Annotated in this window: 1 pseudogene; it reads left to right on the plus strand. The window is 68.0% G+C overall.

Annotated elements, in window-relative coordinates:
- Positions 1 to 331: pseudogene (locus tag AWH51_RS16295) on the plus strand (hypothetical protein); the annotation flags it as partial.

Below are 331 nucleotides of genomic sequence, written 5' to 3' on the forward strand. Positions count from 1 at the left end.
CGTCGACTCCGACGCCAACGACTCGGACGACTCGACGGACATCTCGTTCGACCTCGACGTGGCGGACGCGGACACCGCGGACGTGATCGTGGACGCCGGTGACGTCCTCGACGCCGACGGCGGCCTGGACGTGCTCGACATGGACGCTGCTGACCTGGACGCGCTGGACCTCGACGTGGTCGATGTCGTGGATGCCCTGGATGTGGACACGACGGATCTCGACGGGACGGATGCCGACACGGTCGATGCCGACCTGGACAGCGCGGACGTGATCGACGCCGGTGACGTGCTCGACCTCGAGGGCGTCGACTCCGACGCCAACGACTCGGAC

It is taken from the genome of Clavibacter tessellarius (genome assembly GCF_001618005.1).
GTDB classification, from domain to species: Bacteria; Actinomycetota; Actinomycetes; order Actinomycetales; family Microbacteriaceae; genus Clavibacter; species Clavibacter tessellarius_A.